Origin of the sequence: Actinoplanes nipponensis (assembly GCF_016862275.1) — a bacterium.
In the GTDB taxonomy this organism is placed as follows: domain Bacteria; phylum Actinomycetota; class Actinomycetes; order Mycobacteriales; family Micromonosporaceae; genus Actinoplanes; species Actinoplanes nipponensis.
Window position 1 is genome coordinate 28,111 of record NZ_BOMQ01000035.1, and the last position, 19,933, is coordinate 48,043.

Sequence of the window (19,933 nt, forward strand, 5' to 3'; positions counted from 1 at the left end):
CGCTGTGGACCGGTGGCAGGCAGCCCGCCGGGTGGGTGACTCGGCCCGTACTGGGAGAATTGCGCATCGGCTGCGCAACGTCATCCCCCGGCCGGTGCAGGGTACGGTTTGAGCGCACACACGGAGGTGAGGCGGTGGAGTCGACGCGGCGCATCGATCAGGCCGCTGCCCTGCACCGCCAGGCGGAGGCCACCGCCGAGGCGGCCGCCGCGGCGCTGGAGTCGCAGGCGCCGTCCGCCGTCGACCCGCTCGAGCAGCATCATCTCGCCGAGGAGTTGCGGGCCGCCGCCGGTGAGCTGGCTCCCGGCTGGCTCGGCGCGCCCCTGGACGCCCAGTCGGCCACCACCCCGCTGGGCGGCACGTTCCCGCCGCAGTTCGTCCGGCTCGGCATGGCTCAGCCGCTCGACGACGCGCGTTTTCCCGCCCTCATCCCGCTGCTCGGCACCGGGCACCTGACCGTCGACGCCGACGCCCGCGACCCGCGGGTCGCCGGGCTGCTGCGCTGCCTGCTGCTGCGCCTGCTGGCTGCCGCGCCCGCCGGGTCGTTGCTGGTCCGCGCCGTCGACGGTACGGGCGGCGGCACGGTTTTCGCACCCTTCGCGGTGCTCGCCGACGCCGGCCTGCTCTCCCCGACCGCCACCGACCGCGCCCAGCTGCGGGACGTGCTCACCGAGGCCGAGAAGTGGCTGCGCCCGGTCCGCGGTGGCGCCGTCCGCCGGGGCCGGCGCGACCGGATGATGTTGCTGGTCGTCGCCAGCCTGCCGGAGATGACCGAGGGCGCCGACCTGGTCCGGATCGCCGCGCTGGCGCAGCAGGGGCCCGAGTCGGGGCTGCACCTGATCGTGGCCGGGTGGCCGCCGCCCCCGCTCACCCCGGAGACGACCCAGGCGCCGCTGCCGCGCACCACGCAGATCTCGGTCCGCAACCCGTACGCGGTGATCGGCGACCCGCCCGGGGTGACCTTCGGGTCGATCCCGGAGGCGAAGTGGCTGAACGCCCCCGTCTTCCTCGACGAGGACCCGCCGCCGCACCTGGTCGACGCGGTCTGCCGGGAGCTGGCCGCCCACTCCGCCGCGGCGTCGCAGGTGACCCTGGCCGACCTGCTGCCGGACCCGGCCGAGGAGATCTGGGGCGGGGACGCCGCCGCCGGGCTGGACACCACGGTCGGTCACGACGGCGACACCCCGCTGGTGCTGCGCTTCGGCGACCTGACGCCACACTGGATGGTCGGCGGCCGGTCCGGCGCCGGCAAGACCGCCTTCCTGATCAACGTCCTGTACGGCCTCGGCGCCCGGTACAGCCCCGACGAGCTGGGCCTGTACCTGCTCGACTTCAAGGAGGGCGTGTCGTTCGCCGAGTTCGTGCCGACCCGGCGGGACCGCACCTGGCTGCCGCACGCGCGGGCCGTCGGCGTCGAGTCCGACCGGGAGTACGGCCTGGCCGTGCTGCGCGAGCTGGACGCGGAGATGACCCGCCGCTCGGTGGCGTACAAGCGGGCCGGGGTGACCCGGTTCGCGGATCTGCGCGCCGTCGCCGCCGAGGAGGGCCGGGGCCGTCCCATGCCGCGGCTGCTCTGCGTCATCGACGAGTTCCAGGTGCTGCTGGCCGGCAACGACCCGATGGCCACCGAGGCGGTGCAGCTGCTCGAGTCGCTCGCCCGCAAGGGCCGCTCGTACGGCATCCACCTGATCCTGGCCAGCCAGACCGTGCTCGGCGTCGAGGCCCTGTACGCCAAGCGCGACTCCATCTTCGGCCAGTTCCCGGTGCGGATCGCGTTGCCGGGCGGCGGGGACGTGCTGGAGCCCACCAACGACTCCGCGGCCGGCCTGCCGCTGGGCACGGCGGTCGTCAACACGGCCGGCGGCCTCGGCGGTCCCCGGGGCGCCACCCGCGGCCACGAGCGCATCGTGCGCTTCCCCGACCCGCACGCCGACCAGGCCGTGCTCAGCGACCTGCGGCACAAGCTGTGGGGCGCCCGCGACCCGGAGGCCACACCGCCGCGCATCTTCGCCGGCTACGCCCGTCAGCACCTGGCCGACGACCCGACGTACCGCTCCGCGCTGGCCGGCCGGGGCGGGCGCCCGGCGGCGCTGCTGGGCCGGGTCATCGACGTGAGCCTGTCGACCGCCGCGTTCCCGCTGGACTCGTCGCCGGGGCGGCATCTGGCGGTCTTCGGCTCCCGGCCGGACGGCGCCGAGGTGCTGGAGGCGGCCGCCCGCAGCGTCGCCGCGTTCCACTCACCGCGTACCACCCGGTTTGTGATCTGCTCGCTGGTCGCCGAGGGCGACGAGATCGCCAAGGCCCTCGCGGTCGAGATCGGCCACCGCCAGGAGGTCGTCGTGGTGGACGCGGCCGGCCTGGCCGCGGAGCTGGAGCTCGCGCGGCCCGGCTACCGGGTGGTGTTCGGCATGGACGCGATGAGCCCGGGAACGCTGCCGTCGCTGCGGCGGCTGCTGCGCGAGGGCCCGGGCCGGGGCGTGCACCTGTTGTCGTGGTGGCGCGGCCTGCGCCGGTTCAGCGAGGAGACGGGCGGCAGCGCCGGCCGGGAGGACGTGGCCGGTCTGGTGTTCCTCAACGTGCCGCAGCAGGACGTATGCCTCATGGTCGGCAAGTCGCTGGACTGGCAGCCGCGGGAGAACCGCGCGCTGCTGCACGACCGGCACGCCGACCGTACGGTGACGATCGTGCCGTTCGTCGAGCCCGAGAGGGACCAGGCATGACCGGGCCGACCGAGCGCCCCGGCGCGGGCGAGGAGGCCGTGCCCGGTCGGGCCGGCGCCACGCCCGAGGCCGTCGGGGGTGACGCCGGGCCGTGGGCCGCCTATGTGGCGGCCGCGCAGCGCCTCGACGCCGTACGCCGGGCCGCGAGCTCGGCCGCCGGCGAGCAGGCGGCGACGCTGCAGGCCGCCCAGCAGGAGCTCGCGTCGGTGCGGGCCCGGCTGGCGCCGCAGCGCGCCCGGCTGGTGCAGGATCTGGGCGTCCCGGTGGCCTCGCTGGCGGCTCAGCCGGGCGAGCGGGCGCTGGCGGCGCAGAGCGTCGCCACCGGCCCCGAGGCGATCCTGGCCGCGCTGCGGCAGGCCCGGGGCACCGCGGACGCCGCCGACGCGGCCATGCTGGGTCCCGGCCCGGCGGCGCCGTGGCGGCCGTGGGCCCGCAACCTGCTGGTGTACGGGCCGTTCGCCGCGGCCGTGCTGATCGTCCAGATCGTGCTGTACCTGATCGCCCCGTCCGGCTCGCTGCCCACGTACGCGCTGCTCTGCGGGCTGAGCATGCCGCTGCTGGCGTTCGGGCTGGGCTGGCTGACGATCGGCTTCGTGTACGGCGGCGGACCGGCCAAGGTGGACCGGACGCCCATCGTCGGCGCGATCGCGTGCCTGACCCCGGTGCTGCTGACCTGCATGGGTGTCGGCCTGCTCGCGTTCATCCGGTGAGGAGGGGCTGACATGGCCAGTGTCGAAGAGGTCAAGGTGAACGTGGCCGCGTCCGTGGACGGCACGCAGCGGGCGGTGGCGGGCATCCAGCAGGTCACCGACCAGCTCGACGACGCGCTGGCCCTGCTGCGGATGACCGCGTTCGGCTCGTTCCATCCGTCCGTCGCCGCCTCGATCGCGCAGCTGGAGCAGGCCCGGACCCGGCTGGACGAGGCGCAGGCCCTGGCCCGGGCCGCGATGGACAGCGCCGACGCCTACCGCCGAAGCGTCTGAGTCAGTCCGGCAGGGCGGCGGTGAGGTCGACCTCGACCAGCTGGCCGGCGAAGCCGAGCACGGTCACCCCGAGCAGGGTGCTGGCCGTGGTGAAGGCCGGCGCCAGCTCGGAGGCCATCAGCCGGTTCCACACGCCGGCGAGGACGGCGGACTCCGCGCCGACCACGTAGATCACCGAGCGGACCACGTCCGACGGGGCGGCGCCGGCCGCGGTCAGCACGGCGAGGCAGTTGGCGACGACCTGGTCGGTCTGCCCGGCGTAGTCGCCCGGCGCGACGACCGTGCCGGACACGTCGAGCGGGCACTGCCCGGCCAGGTGGGCCAGCCGGCCGGCCGGGGAGATGGTGATATGGCTGTAGCCGGGCGGTTCGTGCACGCCGGCGGGGTTGAGGCGTTCGAGCATGGCGGTCACCTCGCGTTTATCAGCGCCATCGCCTCGGCGCGGACCTTGCCGTCGGTCTGGAACGCGCCGCGGACCGCGGAGGTGACCGTGCGGGCGCCGACCTTGCGGATGCCGCGCATCTCCATGCACATGTGCTCGCACTCGAGCACCACGATGACGCCCCGGGGCGTGAGTTTCTCCATCAGCAGGTCGGCGATCTGTGAGGTGAGCCGCTCCTGCACCTGGGGCCGGCGGGCGAAGACCTCGACGAGCCGGGCCAGCTTCGACAGGCCGGTGATGCGCCCGTCGACGCCCGGGATGTAGCCGATGTGGGCGACGCCCTTGAACGGCAGCAGGTGATGCTCGCAGAGGCTCATCAGCTCGATGTCGCGGACCAGCACGAGTTCCTCGTGGTTGGCCTCGAACGTCGTGGTGAGCACCTTCGCCGGGTCGACCCGCAGGCCGGCGAAGAGCTCCGCGTACGCGCGGGCGACGCGGGCCGGGGTGCGCTGGAGACCGTCGCGGTCCGGGTCCTCACCGATGGCGATGAGGATCTCCCGGACCGCCTTCTCGATGCGGGCCAGGTCGACGGCCTGCTCGACCGGGGTGCCGGTGAGCTTGCCGTCGACCAGACGCGCGGCGAGGTAGTCGGGCTCGTCGGAGTCGTTGGGCTCCGTGGAGCTGCCGTCGGTGATCAGAGGTTCCCTTCCACCGAGCCGTTCGGGTTGCTGCTGCCACCCACCGCGATCTGACCGTCGGCCTCGGCCTGCGCCTTGAGCTTGTCGCGCTCGGCGGGGGTGAGGACCGGCGGCGCCTCGGACGGGAGCCGCTTGCCGAAGCCGTTGAACGGGGCCATCGGCGGCCGCTTCTGCACGCGGGCGCAGATGCGGTTCATGTCCTCCTGGGTGATGGTCTCCTTCTCGATGAGCTCGAGGACCATGTTGTCCAGCACGTCGCGGTACTCGACCAGGATCTCCCAGGCCTCGTCGTGGGCCAGCTCGATCAGGGCCCGGACCTCGGCGTCGATGTCGGCGGCGACGGCGTCCGAGTAGTCCTTCTCGTGGCCCATGTTGCGGCCCATGAACGGCTCGTCGCCGCTGGTGCCGTACTTGACGGCGCCCAGCTTGGAGCTCATGCCGTACTGGGTGACCATGGCGCGGGCCAGGCCGGAGGCCTTTTCGATGTCGTTGCCGGCGCCGGTGGTGGGCTCGTGGAAGACGAGCTCCTCCGCCGCGCGGCCACCCAGCGCGTACGCCAGCGTGTCGATCATCTCGGCCCGGGTCTGGGTGTACTTGTCCTCGGTCGGCAGCACCAGCGTGTGCCCGAGCGAGCGGCCACGCGGGAGGATCGTCACCTTGTGCACGGGCGCGGAGTGCGGCAGCGCGTACGCCACCAGCGCGTGCCCGCCCTCGTGGTACGCGGTGATCTTCTTCTCGTTGTCGCTCATCGCGCGGGAGCGCCGCTCCGGGCCGGCGATGACCCGGTCGATGGCTTCCTCGAGGTAGAAGTTCGAGATCGCGCGCTTCTCGTTACGGGCGGTCAGCAGCGCGGCCTCATTGATCACGTTGGCCAGGTCGGCGCCCGAGAAGCCGGGCGTGCGGCGGGCCACCGAGTCGAGGTCGACGTCCGGCGTGAACGGCTTGCCCTTGGCGTGCACCCGCAGGATGGCCTTGCGGCCCTCCATGTCCGGGTTGTCCACCGGGATCTGCCGGTCGAAGCGGCCCGGGCGCAGCAGCGCCGGGTCGAGGATGTCGGGCCGGTTGGTGGCGGCGATGAGGATCACGCCGCCCTTGGTGTCGAAGCCGTCCATCTCGACGAGCAGCTGGTTGAGCGTCTGCTCGCGCTCGTCGTGACCGCCGCCCATGCCGGCGCCGCGGTGCCGGCCGACCGCGTCGATCTCGTCGACGAAGACGATCGCCGGGGCGTTCGTCTTGGCCTGCTCGAAGAGGTCGCGGACCCGGCTCGCGCCGACACCGACGAACATCTCGACGAAGTCGGAGCCGGAGATCGAGTAGAACGGCACCCCGGCCTCACCCGCGACGGCCCGGGCGAGCAGGGTCTTGCCCGTGCCCGGCTGGCCGAAGAGCAGCACGCCCTTGGGGATCTTGGCACCCAGCGCCTGGTACTTCGCCGGGTTCTGCAGGAAGTCCTTGATCTCCTGGAGCTCCTCGACGGCCTCGTCGGCCCCCGCCACGTCGGCGAACGTCGTCTTGGGCATGTCCTTGGTCAGCATCTTGGCCTTGGACTTGCCGAAGTTGAGCACGCGGGAGCCGCCGCCCTGCATCTGCGACATGAACAGCAGCAGCAGGATGACGAGGATGGCGATCGGCAGCAGGTTGACCAGCAGGCTCAGCAGGATGCTGTCGCCGGAGACCGTCGCGTTGATCGTGCCGGTGATCCGTCCGGCGGCCTTGGCCTCCTGGACGTCGGCCCAGACCTCATCCGTCAGCTCGTACGGATACTGGGTCTCGATCTTCTTGGTGGTCTTGCCGTCGAACCGCTCCGGTGCCGCCAGTTCGAGCTGGAGCGTCTGCTCCTTGTCCTCCTGGATGACCTTGGAGATGCCGGGCTGGTTGAGTCGCTCGAGGACGACGGAAGTATCAACTCGCTGGTAGCTCGGACCACTGGTGAAGAATGAGCTCAGCGCAATCGCACCGATGATCACCAGAATGATCCAGACCACCGGGCGGCGGAAGAAACGCGTACGTTCCATACTGTTGTCGGGCGGCTGATGCGCCCGGACCCTCCTGATCGGCGTCCTGGTCACCTGGGTTGACTTGCCCCCGCCGCCGGCCGCCCGCGGGGGCGGCACACCGGTGGAGACATCGCCGCATCGATAACCCGACGCCGCTCCGGCAAACCCCACCGGTGCGACCGCTACCGATCCGACCCCTCCGGCGCTCGTGACACTGCGCCATCGGTCACTCGACCGTACACCGTGGCTGCCTCCTACGACTGGTCCAGCCCGGCCTCCGGGACCCCTCCGAGCACCGCCCGCACCTGCTCGCGGCCCCGATAAACACGTACAGAACCGGACAATACAGCCCGGTTACGGACCAGGTCACCGATTCCTGAGAGTCGGCTGGGAGACCGTTCAGCTACGGGCGTACACCTCGGGCCGGAGCACCCCCACGTACGGCACCTCGCGGTAGCGCTCCGCGAAGTCCAGTCCGTAGCCGACCACGAACTCGCTGGGGATGTCGAAGCCCACGTACTTGGTCGGCACCGGCACCTTGATCGCCTCCGGCTTGCGGAACAGCGCCACCACCTCGACGCTGGCCGGCTGCCGCGACTGCAGGTACTTCATCAGCCAGGACAGGGTCAGACCGGAGTCGACGATGTCCTCGACGATCACCACGTGCCGGCCGGTGATGTCGCGGTCCAGGTCCTTGAGGATGCGCACCACCCCGGAGGACGCGGTGCCGGAGCCGTAGGACGAGACGGCCATGAACTCCATCTCGGAGGAGGGGCCCTGCCGGCCCAGCGCACGCGCGAAGTCCGCCATGAACATGACCGCGCCCTTGAGCACGCAGACCAGCAGGATGCCGCCGTCGGCATCCGCGTAGTCCACGGCGACCTGCTTGGCCAGCTCTTCGGTCTTCTCGCGGATCTGCTCCTCGGAGATGATCACGCGGTCGATGTCGGCGTCGTACCAGGAGCCGTCTGCCATGCGCCTAGCGTGCCGCATGAACGTTGCGGGCCGTGGCCGGGGGCTGCGCTCGGCGCCGAGCCAAGGGCAGGTAATGGGGCGAATCCGGTCGCCGGGCCGGCCCGGGCAGCACAGCCAGTGATGACTGTCACAGCTCGCCGCGGGCCAGGTGACCCGCCCGGCGGCCCACCACGATCCCGCCGGGCAGCGCTGCCGGGCCCTGGCCGTGCCAGCCGGTGACCAGCGCGTCCAGCGCCACCACGTGCCGGTGCGACAGCGCCGCGCCGGGCGCGCCCAGCTCCCGCGCCCAGGCGTGCAGGACGCGGCTGCGGATGGCGGGCGGCAGTCCGGCGAGGCCGGCGACCGAGAGGCCGGCCGCGGAACGGCAGGCGTCGAGCGCCTCGGCGGCCACCTGGTCCAGGTACGCGGCGTCGGCGGCGGTCAGGGCGGCGGTCCGGGCCAGGTTCGCGACCACGCCGGGCCCCAGGGCGGCGATCAGGGCGGGCAGGGCGTCGGCCCGGACCCGGGAGCGGGCGTACGCGGGGTCGGTGTTGTGCGGGTCGGCCCAGGCCGCCAGGCCGAGGGCGGCGCAGGCCTTGCGGGTGTCGTCCCGCGAGACGTCCAGCAGGGGCCGGAGCAGCCGTCCCCGCCGGTACGGCATCCCGGCCAGCCCGCGCGGCCCCGCCCCCCGGGCCAGCGCCAGCAGCACCGTCTCGGCCTGGTCGTCACGGGTGTGCCCGAGCAGGACAGCGGAGGCGCCGTTTCGCTCCGCGGCGGCGGACAGGGCCTCGTAGCGGGCCTCCCGGGCGGCGGCCTCGGGCCCGCCGGGGCGGCCGGACACGTCGACCGGGGCGACCTCGACCGGGTCGAGCCCGGCGGAGCGGGCCCACTCGGCGACCGCCGCGGCGCGCGCGGCGGAGCCGTCCTGCAGGCCGTGATCGACGGTGACCAGCCCGGCCCGCAGCCCCAGGCGGGGGGCGACGAAGGCGGTCGCGGCCGCGAGCGCCAGCGAATCGGCCCCGCCGGAGCAGGCGACCAGCACCAGCCGGCCGGCGCTCACCGCCCCGCCCGCCGGCTCGGCGCCGGCCGGCGTGATCAGGGAGCCCGATCCGGCCCTCGCCTCGGAGCGCAGAGCCGCGCGGACCGCGTTCCGCACCGCCGCGACCGACGGCGCGATCCTGGCCACGCCCGACCGCTAGGTGGCCAGGCCGACCGGACCGTGCACCCGGGCCACCCACGCGTCCGGGTCGCCGAGCTCGTCCAGCCGGGGCAGGGTCAGCGGCGAGCTGAAGATCTTGTTGAAGCCGGCCATCCCGACCCGCTCCACCACCCCGTGCACGAACTTGTGGCCCTCCGCGTACTGCCGCATCTTGACCTCGATGCCGAGCAGCCGGCGGATCGCCTTCTCCAGCGGGTTGCCGCTCTCGCGGCGCTGGTTGAACTTGGCCCGGATCGACTCGACCGACGGGATGACCTCGGGGCCCACGCCGTCCATGACGAACTCGGCGTGCCCCTCCAGCAGCGTCATCAGCGCGGTCAGCCGGTCCAGGACCGCCTTCTGGGCGGGGGTCTGCACGATGTCGATGACCGACGAGCGGCTCTCCGGGTCGCGCAGCGCGTCGGAGAGGGTGGCCACCCCGCGGCGCAGCCGCTCGAGGATGTGCTCGCCGCTCTGCGAGGCGTCCACGAACGCCTGGACCTCGCCCAGGAAGTAGCCGCGCATCCACGGCACGGCCGTGAACTGGGTGCGGTGGGTGACCTCGTGCAGGCAGACCCACAGCCGGAAGTCGCGCGGGTCGGCGCCGATCTTGCGCTCGACCTCGACGATGTTGGGGGCGTTGAGCAGCAGCTGGCCCGGCTCGGTGGAGAACACCTCGTACTGGCCCAGGACCCGGCCGGAGAGGTACGCCAGCACCGTGCCGGCCTGCACGCCGGTGACCCGGGAGCCGATCGCGTCGGCGACCGCGCCCGGCTGCTTGTCGCCGGAGAGCCGGGTGACCAGCGGGATGATCACCTCTTTGAGGCCGACGATGTTGACCGCCGCCCAGTCCTTGCGGTCGACGATCCGCACCGGCGCGGCCTCGACCTGGGCCGTCAGCCCCGTGTACGCCGCGACGTGCCCCGCCGCCTCGTCGGTCAGCTCGCGCAGCTGCGCCACCACCTGCGTGGCTTCCTCGTAGGACACCGCGGGTCCGGATTTCGACAGCGCGCCCGCGGTGGCGGCGGCCAGATCCCAGTCAACGAACTGCGCCATGCCCACCACCGTACCCGCGTTCCACCAGCCGCCGGCCCTGAGAAAACCCCTAGGAGCAGCCGCAGGTGACCAGCTTGGCGGCGATCTTGTCGAGCGCCTGGCGGGCGGCGACCGACTCGCCGGTGGCGTCCGCCATGATCGCGAAGACCAGCAGCCGGCCGCCCTCGGTGACCAGCTGACCGGAGATCGTGTTGACCCCGGTCAATGTGCCGGTCTTGGCGCGGACCAAACCCTGGCCGATCCGGTTGGGCGCCGGGGTGACGAAGCGGGTGCGCAGCGTCCCGGACCAGCCGGCCACCGGCAGCCCGCCGAACATGGCGCTGAGCTGCGGCTGCTTGCCGCCGGCGGCGAGTGTGAGCAGGTCGGTGAGCAGCTTCGGGCTGATCCCGTTCTTGCGGGACAGGCCGCTCGCGTCGTACAGGTTGACCTCGTCGGCCGGCAGGCCGAGCTCGCCCAGCTCGGCCCGCATCGCCTCGGCGGCGCCGGTGAACGAGGGCTCCGCGTCCGCGGCCAGCGCGACCTGCCGGGCCAGCGCCTCGGCGATCACGTTGTCGCTCTGCTCCAGCATCCAGTCGACCACGTGCACCAGCGGCGGCGACTCGACCCGGCCGAGCTCGGCGCCCGGCGCCGGGGCCACTCCGGGCGCGGCGGAGGCGGCCGCCGAGGGCGTGGCCGGGTCCGCCGCGGCGGGAGCCGTGCCTGTGCTCACCGCGCCGGGCGCGAGGCCCAGCTGCTTGGCGAAGGCCCGGCCCGCGGCGAGCGCGGGGTCGGCGAACCGCGGGTCCCCGCCGAACTCGTTGTGCACCGGTTGAATCCGCCCGGCGTTGGTCATCAGCGGCTGGATCTTGGCGACCTGGCCGCCGCCGATGACGTCACCGTCCCAGCCGACCGCGGTGAGCGGCCCCCGGTACAGCGAGGTGTCGATGAGGACCTTGGTCGGCGCCTGGCCGCCCAGGGCGGCCTTGACCTGCGCGGCGAGCTTGTCCAGCCGGGCCGCGCCGGGGAACTGGCCCTTCGCGCCGACCGACAGCGTGGGATCGCCGCCGCCGACCAGCACGACCTCCCCCGGCCGGGCCCCGGCCACCGCGCGGGTGGCCAGCCGGTAGGCCGGCCCCCGCGCCGACAGCACGGTCGCCGCGGTGAGCAGCTTGGTGGTGGACGCGGGCGTGGTCATGGTGTCCGCGTTCTGCTCGAACAGGGACTCGCCGGTCGCGACGTCGGCGACGGAGACGTTGACCCGCGGCCCGAGCGGGCCGGCCTTGAGCAGCGGCGCGATCGCGGCCCGGACCCCGGCGGCGGTCGGGGCGGCGGCCGAGGCATCCGCCGCGGCCAGCACGGGAGTCGGCGTCGGGTCGGGCGTCGCGGACGGCGCGGGGGTGGGCGCCGGGCCCCCGGCCAGCCACCCGTCCACCGGACCGGGCCGGACCACGAGCACCCCGGCCGCGGCGACGAGGACCAGCACGAGGGCTGCAACAACCGACAAGACGACGGTACGCCGCGACCGGCCCGTACCCGGCTGCGCCGCTGCCGCTACCCCTTCCGGGGGAATGACCGGGCCCGGGACGGGACCGCCGGGCTGAGCCGGCGGGTCGGCCGCGACCGGCCCGGGCGGCGGAGGCGCCTGGGGCGCGGGGGACGTCTGTGCAGCCTGAGGCGCGGGATGGGCGATGTTCAACGGGACCGACGCGCGACCGTACGTGGTGCCCGCAGGCCGTGGCGCCGGCGGCTTCCCCGGCGGACCGGCCGGCGGCACACTTGCCCGCCCAACAGGCGATTGCCCGTTTTCCGGCCCGGACACGCCGTCGTACTCGGGAGTGTTCTGTGAATCTTGCCTCCCCACGAGCCCCCTCCTCCGTACGTGGCGTCAGACTTAGGGGAGACTACAAACATCCGGCACATCGGTGCGCGCGGATCCTGGGGGGCCGGTTTCTGCCCCCGCTCTCCTCGCCACGCCCTGCCGGGTCCGACTGCGGGGCTAACAAGGGAGCAAACGATGGATTTCGACGTTTTGGTTGAGATCCCTAAGGGCCAGCGGAACAAGTACGAGGTCGACCACAAGACCGGCCGGATCCGACTGGACCGGACCCTCTTCACCGCGACGCAGTACCCCGCCGACTACGGGTTCATCGAAGGCACTCTGGGGCAGGACGGCGACCCGCTGGACGCCCTAGTGCTCATCCAGGAGCCGACGTTCCCCGGCTGCCTCGTGCGGGCGCGGGCGATCGGCATGTACCGGATGACCGACGAGAAGGGCCGCGACGACAAGGTCCTCTGCGTGCCCTACGAGGACCCGCGCCAGGAGCACCTGCGCGACATCCACCACCTGGGCGAGTTCGACCGGATGGAGATCCAGCACTTCTTCACGGTCTACAAGGACCTCGAGCCGGGCAAGTCGGTCGAGGGCGCGACCTGGACCGGCCGGGTGGAGGCCGAGGACGAGATCCGGGCGTCGTTCAAGCGGGCCGAGGCCGCGGAGCACCACGACGACGCTCACTGAGCTGATCTGATCTGACGACGCGGCGGCCGGCTTCCTCAGCGGCCGCCGCGTTGTGTCTGTGGGCCTTTCGCTCGGCAGCACCTTCGGCACCGAGCCAGGGGATCTTGATGCAGGCGTGCCCAGTAGATCGGCGGGCCGCCACGGTGTCCGGCAGACCAACGCTGGTGTCAGCAGATCGGTGACGAAACCAGGCGTTCGGTTGATCGGCAGCGAACCCTGACGTCAGTGGATCGGTGACCGAACCAGGCGTCCGGTGGGGTCCGGTCGCGGGTGCTTGAGGGTGTGCTCGCACACGCCGCAGGTGGCGGGGCGATCCTCGGCGCGGTGCAGCGGATCTTGTAGCGCCGCTACCGTGCTAACTCGCTCCAGCTATCCAAGATCCGTGAGGAAGCGGGCTGCGGCCGGTGACAAGCCCGACATCGACCGGGCCCGGGGCAGACGCATAGGTTGCCGCCCAACGGCTCAGCAGTCCGCACCACGGACATCCCAGCGGCCGACAGACTCCAAATCACTGCGCGACGATCAGCGTGACCCTCGCCGCGAGGGCAACGCCACCCTCGGCACGAGCGCAACGCGACCCTCGGCACGAGCGCAACGCCACCCTCGACACGAGCGCAACGCGACCCCTCCCCGCGAGCGCAACGCCACCCTCGGCACGAGCGCAACGCGACTCCTCCACGCGAGCGCAACGCCACACTCGGCACGAGCGCAACGCGACTCCTCCACGCGAGCGCAACCCCACCCCTCCCCCGCAAAGACAGCGGATCTTGAAGCACAGCGACCGTGCTAACTCGCTCCAGCTCTCCAAGATCCGCGAGGAAAGCGGCCGCGATCGGCGACAAGCCGGACATCGACCGTCCCCGCAACGGACGCCGAGGTTGCCAACCAGCGCCTCAGCAGCCGACCCACGGTCGGCGAAGACGCCGGCAGACCCAACTCGCGGCGCGGCGACCGATGCAAACTCCCACGCGAGGGCAGCGCCATCCTCGATGCAAGACAGCCGGATCTTGAAGCACAGCGACCGCGCTGACACGCTCCAGCTCTCCAAGATCCGCAAGGCGAGCGAGCAGCAGCCACCGATAGGCCGGACATCGACCGCCCCCGCAGCAGAAGCCGAGGTTGCCGCCCAGCGCCCCCGCAGCCCGACCCGCGGAGGGCGAAGAGGCCCGCGGGCCCGATCAGGCCAGCGAGTCCAGCCAGCCAGGCGAGCCCATCCAGGCCAGCCGGCCGAAATCGCGGCGGCCCGAAATCGCGGCGGCCCGAAATCGCGGCGCCGACCAGCGCGATCCTCCTCCGCAAGGACAGCAGATCTTGCAGCAGAGCAAGCAAGCTGACTCGTTCCAGCTGCCCAAGATCCGTTAAGTGGGAAGCCGACCGTCGATCGACACCAGCCGGCACCCGACAGCTACGACAGCTACGACAGCTACGACAGCTACGACAGCTACGACAGCGGATCTTGCAGCAAAGGAAACAAGCAAACCCGTTCAGCTATCCAAGATCCGCGAAAATGGGCAGCCACCGGCGGATCGACACCAGCTGGCACCCGCAACTGCCCCAAACAGCAGATCTTGCTGCAAAGCGAGCAAACAAACCCGCTCCAGCTACTCAAGATCCGCGAAGTGGACAGCCAACGACCGATCGACGCCAGCCGCGGCCGACACCCCGCCCCCGGTCAGATGCTGAGGTTGCTGGCCATCCCGTACAAGCCGATCACAGCGCACGCCACCGGAATGACCGCCACCACAGCAAGCGTGTCCAGCAAATCGGCCGCCCGCCCCAGGTACGGCGAGGGAGCCCGCCGGGTCCAGGTCGCCCCGGCCGCCACCACAGCCAACCCCGCCAGCAGCACAGTGACCCCCACGCCGAGCAGCACCGCCTCGCTCGCCCCCCAGAGCACGTCCACGCCCAGCGCGAATACCCCCACCAACCCCGCAGTGACCAGCGGTAGCCGCTGCCGCAGAGTGACAAACAGCCGGCAGCGCAGCAGCAACGCCGCCGCCGCCAGCGCGATCAGGATCTGGGCGGACAGATCCCCGCCCGACGCCAGCACCAGGAACGCGCCCACGCAGAGCACCGCGTGCCCGATCAGCAGGCCGGTGAGCAGCTCCTCGGTGCGGCTGACCGCGGCGAACACGCGCGCCCGGTCGGGTCGCTCACGGGCCGCGTCCAGGCCCGGGCCGTGGGCCGGGGCGCCGGTGAAGCTCTGTTCCGCCTCGCTGCCGGTGGGCAGGGTCACCGGTGGGGTGGGCATCTTGCCCAGCCGGATCGCCAGCAGCGGTAGCACGCCGATGCCGCAGACCAGGGCGGACAGCAGCACCGCGGCGGCGCCGGCGGCCGAGGTGAGCAGGGCGGCGAGCGCGGTGAGGGCGCCGAATAGGCCGGTCATGATGCCGGCGGCGAAGACCCGCAGGGACGCGGCCACGCCGACCGCGCCCAGGGCGGCGACCAGCAGCAACGCCACCGAGCCGGCCAGCAGTTCCGGGCCGCCCAGCCAGGGCAGCAATGCGATGACGCCGGCCCGGTCGCCCGAGGCGATCAGCACCGCGCCGCCGGCGAACGCGTACGGCAGCGCGCAGCCGCCCAGCACCGCACCGGCGCGCGCGTCCCCGTACGCCCGGGCGGCGGTGATGCCGGCCAGTGCGAGCAGCAGTCCCACCCCGAGGCCGAAGTACGCCGCGCCGGCCCAGGCGGGGCCGGCCGCGAGCACCGCGAGCAGGCCGATGGCCAGCAGCACCGTGCTGCCGGCCAGCGTGGCCGTACGGGTGGAGGCCGGCGACCAGACCGTGCCGCGGCGCCGGGCGCCCTCGGCGATCGCCTCGACGACGTCGTCGTACTCCAGCTCGGGCCAGTTGTCCCGGGCCGGCACCAGGTGCAGCACCTCGCCGTCGCGCACACCCTGCGGAAAGAGACCCTGGGCGGTCGCCAGCGCGACGCCGTCGGTGCGGCGCAGCAGCCAGCCGCCGTGCTTCTCGCCGTCGTCGGCCAGGCCCTCGCCGGCGTGCCTGAGCACCTCGGGGAGCAGCTCGGCCAGGGGGACGTGCTCCGGCAGCGCCACGTCGACGCGGCGTTGCGGGGCGCTGATCGTGACGCGTGCCAGCCCGACGGTCATGACCGCGTCCGGTGTTTCATGCCGTATTTCCCATCGATGGTGACGAGGCTGCGGAACTGAGGGGACTTTACCTACCATGAGCCCTGCGCGGGGACCGGTCACGGGCACCGCGGACGGGGCGAGCCGCCACCCGCCGATGTGGACCAAAGCCACAAAGACGTGTGGTTGCGGATGAAAGGGAAATACTCGGTATGAGCACGGTGGTGATCAAGCGGGCTGCCCGGCGGCCCGCGCCGGAGATCCCGACCGGCGAGCTCGCCGTCGATCCGCCCCCGGAGATCCCCCAGGCGGTCGGCGGCCGCTGGACGCAGGCGATGATGGTGCTGCCGATGCTCGGCGGCTCGGTCGCGATGGCCATGATGATGGGCCGCGGTGGCGGCGGCGCCTTCTCCTATGTGGTCGGCGGCCTGTTCGGCGTCTCGTCGCTGGCCATGCTGGCCACCTCCATCGGCGGCAGCGGCGGCCCCAAGAAGGCCGAGATGATGGCCGCCCGGCGCGAGTATCTGCGGCATCTGTCCGGTCTGCGCCGGCGGGTCCGCGACACCGCGAGCCGGCAGCGGGTCGGCCTGTTCTACCGCCACCCCGACCCGCAGCAGCTCTGGTCCACCGCGGAGAGCCACCGGGTCTGGGAACGCCGGTCGGCCGACCCCGACTTCGGCGTCGTGCGGCTCGCCGTCGGCCCGCAGACGCTGGCCACGCCGCTCATCCCGCCGGTCACCCGCCCGCTGGAGGACCTCGAGCCGATGACGGCCGGCGCGCTGCGCCGCTTCCTGGACGCGTACTCCGTCGTCCCGGATCTGCCCGTCGCGGTCTCGCTGCGCGGCTTCGCCCGGGTCTTCATGCGCGGCCAGGGCCCCACCGGCGAGGCCGACGCGCGCGCCCTGACCCGGGCCGTGCTGGCCCAGCTCGCGGTCTTCCACGCCCCGGACGACCTGATCATCGCCGTGTGCGCCGGCCCCGAGCGGCGGGCGATGTGGGAGTGGGTCAAGTGGCTGCCGCACAACCTGCACCCCTCCCGGACCGACCGGCTCGGCCAGGTGCGGCTCGTCGCGAGCGCCGGGCCCGACCTGGAGAAGCTGCTCGAGGACGTGATCGGCAACCGGCCGCGGTTCAACCCGGCCGGCGCCGGCGGCAGCCTGCCGCACGTGGTGATCGTGCTGGACGGCGCCGACCTGAAGGGCGCGACCCAGCTCGACGACGGCATCGACGGCGTCACGGTGCTGGACCTCGACGACGTGCCGCCCCGGCTGCTGGACCGCTCGCTGCTGGTGCTCGAGGTCCGGCCGGGTGACGGACGGCACGAGCTGCACACGTACGCGATGGACCACGCCGCCGACGTCGGCACGCCGGACCGGCTCAGCGAGGCCGAGGCCGAGGCCGTGGCCCGCCGGCTCGCCCCGTTGCGGCTGGCCGCGATGTCGCGGTCCGCCGACACTCCGCTGGCCGCCGAAATGGGCCTGGCCGAGCTGCTCAACCTCGGCGACCCGGACTCGTTCAGCGTCGCCCAGGCCTGGCTGCCCCGGCCCAACCGCGACAAGCTGCGGGTGCCGATCGGTCTGGGCGCCGACGGCGGCGCGATCGAGCTCGACCTCAAGGAGTCCGCACAGGACGGCATGGGCCCGCACGGCCTGCTCATCGGGGCCACCGGCTCCGGCAAGTCCGAGCTGCTGCGCACGCTGGTGCTCGCCCTGGCCGCCACCCACTCGTCCGAGACGCTCAACTTCGTGCTCGTCGACTTCAAGGGCGGCGCGACCTTCAGCTCGCTGGACCGGCTGCCGCACACCGCCGCGGTGATCACCAACCTCGCCGACGAGCTGCCCCTGGTCGACCGCATGGTGGACGCCATCGACGGCGAGCTGCTCCGCCGCCAGGAGCTGCTCCGCCGGGCCGGCAACTTCGCCAGCCTGCGCGACTACGAGAAGGCCCGGGCCGGTGGCGCGGCGCTGTCGCCGCTGCCGTCGCTGCTGGTCATCTGCGACGAGTTCTCCGAGCTGCTGTCGGCCAAGCCCGACTTCATCGACCTGTTCGTCCAGATCGGACGGTTGGGCCGCTCGCTCGGCGTGCACCTGCTGCTGGCCAGCCAGCGGCTCGAGGAGGGCCGGCTGCGCGGGCTGGACACCCATCTGTCGTACCGGATCGGGCTGCGGACCTTCTCGGCGCTGGAGTCGCGGGCGGTGCTCGGCGTGCCGGACGCGTACGAGCTGCCGCGCTCGCCCGGCCACGGCTACCTCAAGTTCGGCACCGAGCCGCTGGTGCGGTTCAAGGCCGCGTACGTGTCGGGAACCTTCCGCAAGGCCGGCAGCGGCGGCCCCGGCGCGGCCAAGGACGGCTCGGCGCCGCAGGTGCTGTCCTACTCCACCCACTACGTGCCGGCGCCCAAGCCGGTGCAGCCGGTCAAGCCCGCGCCCGAGGAGACCCCGGCCGGCGAGAGCCTGCTCGACGTCATGGTGGCCCGGCTCAACGGCCAGGGCCCGCCGGCCCACCAGGTGTGGCTGCCCCCGCTCAACCAGTCGCCCGCCCTCGACGAGCTGCTCGGGCCGGTGACCGTGGACCCGGTGCGCGGGCTGGCCTTCGCCAACCCCGAGCTGCACGGCGCCCTGCAGGTGCCGATCGCGCTCATCGACAAGCCGCGCGAGCAGGTCCGCGACGTCATGTGGCTGCAGCTGGGCGGAGGCGCCGGGCACGTCGCCGTGGTCGGCGGCGCGCAGTCCGGCAAGTCGACCGCGCTGCGCTCGCTGATCTGCGGGCTCGCGCTCACCCACACCCCGGCCGAGGTACAGGTCTACTGCCTCGACTTCGGCGGCGGCTCGCTCGGCACGCTCAAGGACCTGCCGCACGTCGGCGGGGTCTACGGGCGGCTCGACTCGGTGGGCGTACGGCGGACCGTGGGCGAGGTGTCCACCCTGCTGGCCGCCCGCGAGGCCCGCTTCGGCGAGCTGGGCATCGACTCGATGGCGTCGTACCGGCGGCGCCGGGCGGCCCGGGCCGGGCTCAACAACGGCGCCGACACCGACCCGTTCGGCGACGTGTTCCTGGTGATCGACGGCTGGACCACGCTGCGCAAGGACTACGACGAGCTCGAGGGCGTGATCACCGACATCGCCACCCGCGGCCTCTCGTACGGCATCCACGTGGTCGCCAGCGCCCCGCGCTGGATGGACTACCGCCCGGCGATCCGCGACCTCTTCGGCTCCCGCGTCGAGCTGCGCCTCGGCGACCCGACCGACTCGATGGTCAACCGGCGCGCCGCGGTCACCGTGCCGGAGAAGGCCGGCCGCGGCATCGTCGAGCACCCCACGGACAAGAACAAGAGCCTGCACCTGCTGACCGTGCGCCCCGAGCTGAGCGGCGCCGGCGAGACGGCCGAGCTGGTCAAGATGATCGCGACCAACTGGACCGGGCCGGTGGCGCCGCGGGTGCGCCTGCTGCCGCCGTCGCTGCCGTACGCGAGCATCGACCTGGACCGGTCCACCGGCCTGCGCCTGCCGATCGGCATCGCCGAATCGGACCTGCAGCCGGTGGAGATCGACTTCGCCGGTGACCCGCACTTCCTGCTGTTCGGCGACGCCGAGTGCGGCAAGTCGTCGTTCCTGCGGGCGCTGGCCACCACCGTGATGCGCCGGTTCCGGCCCGAGGAGGCCCGGCTCATCCTGGTCGACTACCGGCGCAGCCTCATGGACCTGCCCGAGTCCGAGCACCGGATCGGCTACGGCATCCAGGCCGCGAAGACGCTGGAGCTGATGGAGTCCGTCGCGGGCTACATGCAGCGCCGCCTGCCCGGTCCGGACGTCACCGCCCAGCAGCTGCGGGAACGGTCGTGGTGGCAGGGGCCGGAGCTGTTCGTGCTGGTCGACGACTACGACCTGGTCTCCTCCGGGCCGAGCAACCCGCTCCAGCCGATCCTGGAGTACCTGCCCCAGGCCCGCGACGTCGGCCTGCACCTGATCGTCACGCGCCGCGCCGGCGGGGCCAGCCGGGCCATGTACGACCCGGTCATCCAGCGGCTGCGCGAGCTGTCGTCGCCGGGCCTGGTGATGTCCGGGCCCAGCGACGAGGGCGCGCTCATCGGCCCGATCCGGCCGACGCTGATGCCACCTGGGCGTGGTCGCTTGATGACGCGGCGTGAGGGTGTCCGGCTCATCCAGCTCTCCCATCTGCCGCCGTACTGAGCCCGCGACCAGCACCGCCGCACCAGCGGTGCGATCCGCATCGACAGACCCCAGCGACAACGCTCGGATTCGGAGTAATCTCCCAGCATCGACCGTCCATCATCAGAATGGTCATGCCGCCAGTGAGCGCTGTGAGCGAAGCACCGCGTGCGTCCCGCCCATCGAGGCGC

General features: G+C 72.8%; 13 protein-coding genes. 5 read left to right on the forward strand and 8 right to left on the reverse strand.

What is annotated here, in order from left to right:
* The first annotated feature begins 134 nt into the window (after nucleotides 1–134).
* Genes Ani05nite_RS14830 through Ani05nite_RS14840 form a run of 3 tightly spaced genes read left to right on the forward strand, consistent with a single transcriptional unit; the run spans nucleotide 135 to nucleotide 3,703 of the window.
* Nucleotides 135–2,720, forward strand: a complete 2,586-nt coding sequence (locus Ani05nite_RS14830; RefSeq protein ID WP_203768771.1) for an FtsK/SpoIIIE domain-containing protein — start codon at nucleotides 135–137, stop codon at nucleotides 2,718–2,720.
* A complete protein-coding gene (locus Ani05nite_RS14835; RefSeq protein ID WP_203768772.1) occupies nucleotides 2,717–3,430 on the forward strand; it encodes a hypothetical protein in 714 nt (237 codons plus the stop codon). Before Ani05nite_RS14830 ends, Ani05nite_RS14835 begins: the two co-directional genes overlap by 4 nt.
* 12 nt (nucleotides 3,431–3,442) lie before the next feature.
* On the forward strand, nucleotides 3,443–3,703 hold the full coding sequence (locus Ani05nite_RS14840) for a hypothetical protein (RefSeq protein ID WP_203768773.1): 261 nt from the start codon (nucleotides 3,443–3,445) through the stop codon (nucleotides 3,701–3,703).
* A 1-nt stretch (nucleotide 3,704) separates the two neighbouring features.
* Here the strand turns inward: Ani05nite_RS14840 and Ani05nite_RS14845 are convergent, their stop codons facing one another.
* The 7 genes from Ani05nite_RS14845 to dacB form a co-directional block, all read right to left on the reverse strand.
* The gene (locus tag Ani05nite_RS14845; RefSeq protein WP_203768774.1) at nucleotides 3,705–4,106 is read right to left on the reverse strand and encodes a RidA family protein; all 402 of its coding nucleotides are present in this window, start codon (nucleotides 4,104–4,106) and stop codon (nucleotides 3,705–3,707) included.
* A gap of 5 nt (nucleotides 4,107–4,111) precedes the next feature.
* A complete protein-coding gene (gene folE, locus Ani05nite_RS14850; protein WP_377881272.1) occupies nucleotides 4,112–4,783 on the reverse strand; it encodes a GTP cyclohydrolase I FolE in 672 nt (223 codons plus the stop codon).
* On the reverse strand, nucleotides 4,780–6,798 hold the full coding sequence (gene ftsH / locus Ani05nite_RS14855) for an ATP-dependent zinc metalloprotease FtsH (protein WP_203768775.1): 2,019 nt from the start codon (nucleotides 6,796–6,798) through the stop codon (nucleotides 4,780–4,782). Before ftsH ends, folE begins: the two co-directional genes overlap by 4 nt.
* Nucleotides 6,799–7,179: 381 nt before the next feature.
* Nucleotides 7,180–7,755: a hypoxanthine phosphoribosyltransferase gene (gene hpt / locus Ani05nite_RS14860; RefSeq protein WP_203768776.1), complete on the reverse strand. Its 576-nt coding sequence runs from the start codon at nucleotides 7,753–7,755 to the stop codon at nucleotides 7,180–7,182.
* 127 nt (nucleotides 7,756–7,882) lie between these two features.
* The gene (tilS, locus tag Ani05nite_RS14865; protein ID WP_377881273.1) at nucleotides 7,883–8,833 is read right to left on the reverse strand and encodes a tRNA lysidine(34) synthetase TilS; all 951 of its coding nucleotides are present in this window, start codon (nucleotides 8,831–8,833) and stop codon (nucleotides 7,883–7,885) included.
* A gap of 96 nt (nucleotides 8,834–8,929) precedes the next feature.
* Nucleotides 8,930–9,988, reverse strand: coding sequence for a zinc-dependent metalloprotease (locus tag Ani05nite_RS14870; protein ID WP_203768781.1), 1,059 nt, complete (start codon nucleotides 9,986–9,988; stop codon nucleotides 8,930–8,932).
* A gap of 49 nt (nucleotides 9,989–10,037) precedes the next feature.
* A complete protein-coding gene (gene dacB, locus Ani05nite_RS14875; RefSeq protein WP_203768783.1) occupies nucleotides 10,038–11,828 on the reverse strand; it encodes a D-alanyl-D-alanine carboxypeptidase/D-alanyl-D-alanine endopeptidase in 1,791 nt (596 codons plus the stop codon).
* Nucleotides 11,829–11,981: 153 nt separating this feature from the next.
* On the opposite strand from dacB, the gene Ani05nite_RS14880 reads away from it, so the two are divergent.
* The gene (locus Ani05nite_RS14880) at nucleotides 11,982–12,485 is read left to right on the forward strand and encodes an inorganic diphosphatase (RefSeq protein WP_203768785.1); all 504 of its coding nucleotides are present in this window, start codon (nucleotides 11,982–11,984) and stop codon (nucleotides 12,483–12,485) included.
* 1,672 nt (nucleotides 12,486–14,157) lie between these two features.
* Here Ani05nite_RS14880 and eccD read toward each other — a convergent pair.
* A complete protein-coding gene (gene eccD / locus Ani05nite_RS14885) occupies nucleotides 14,158–15,594 on the reverse strand; it encodes a type VII secretion integral membrane protein EccD (RefSeq protein ID WP_203768787.1) in 1,437 nt (478 codons plus the stop codon).
* A 191-nt stretch (nucleotides 15,595–15,785) separates the two neighbouring features.
* Here eccD and eccCa point away from each other — a divergent pair, with 191 nt between their 5' ends.
* Nucleotides 15,786–19,763, forward strand: coding sequence for a type VII secretion protein EccCa (gene eccCa / locus Ani05nite_RS14890; protein WP_203768789.1), 3,978 nt, complete (start codon nucleotides 15,786–15,788; stop codon nucleotides 19,761–19,763).
* Nucleotides 19,764–19,933 lie beyond the last annotated feature (170 nt).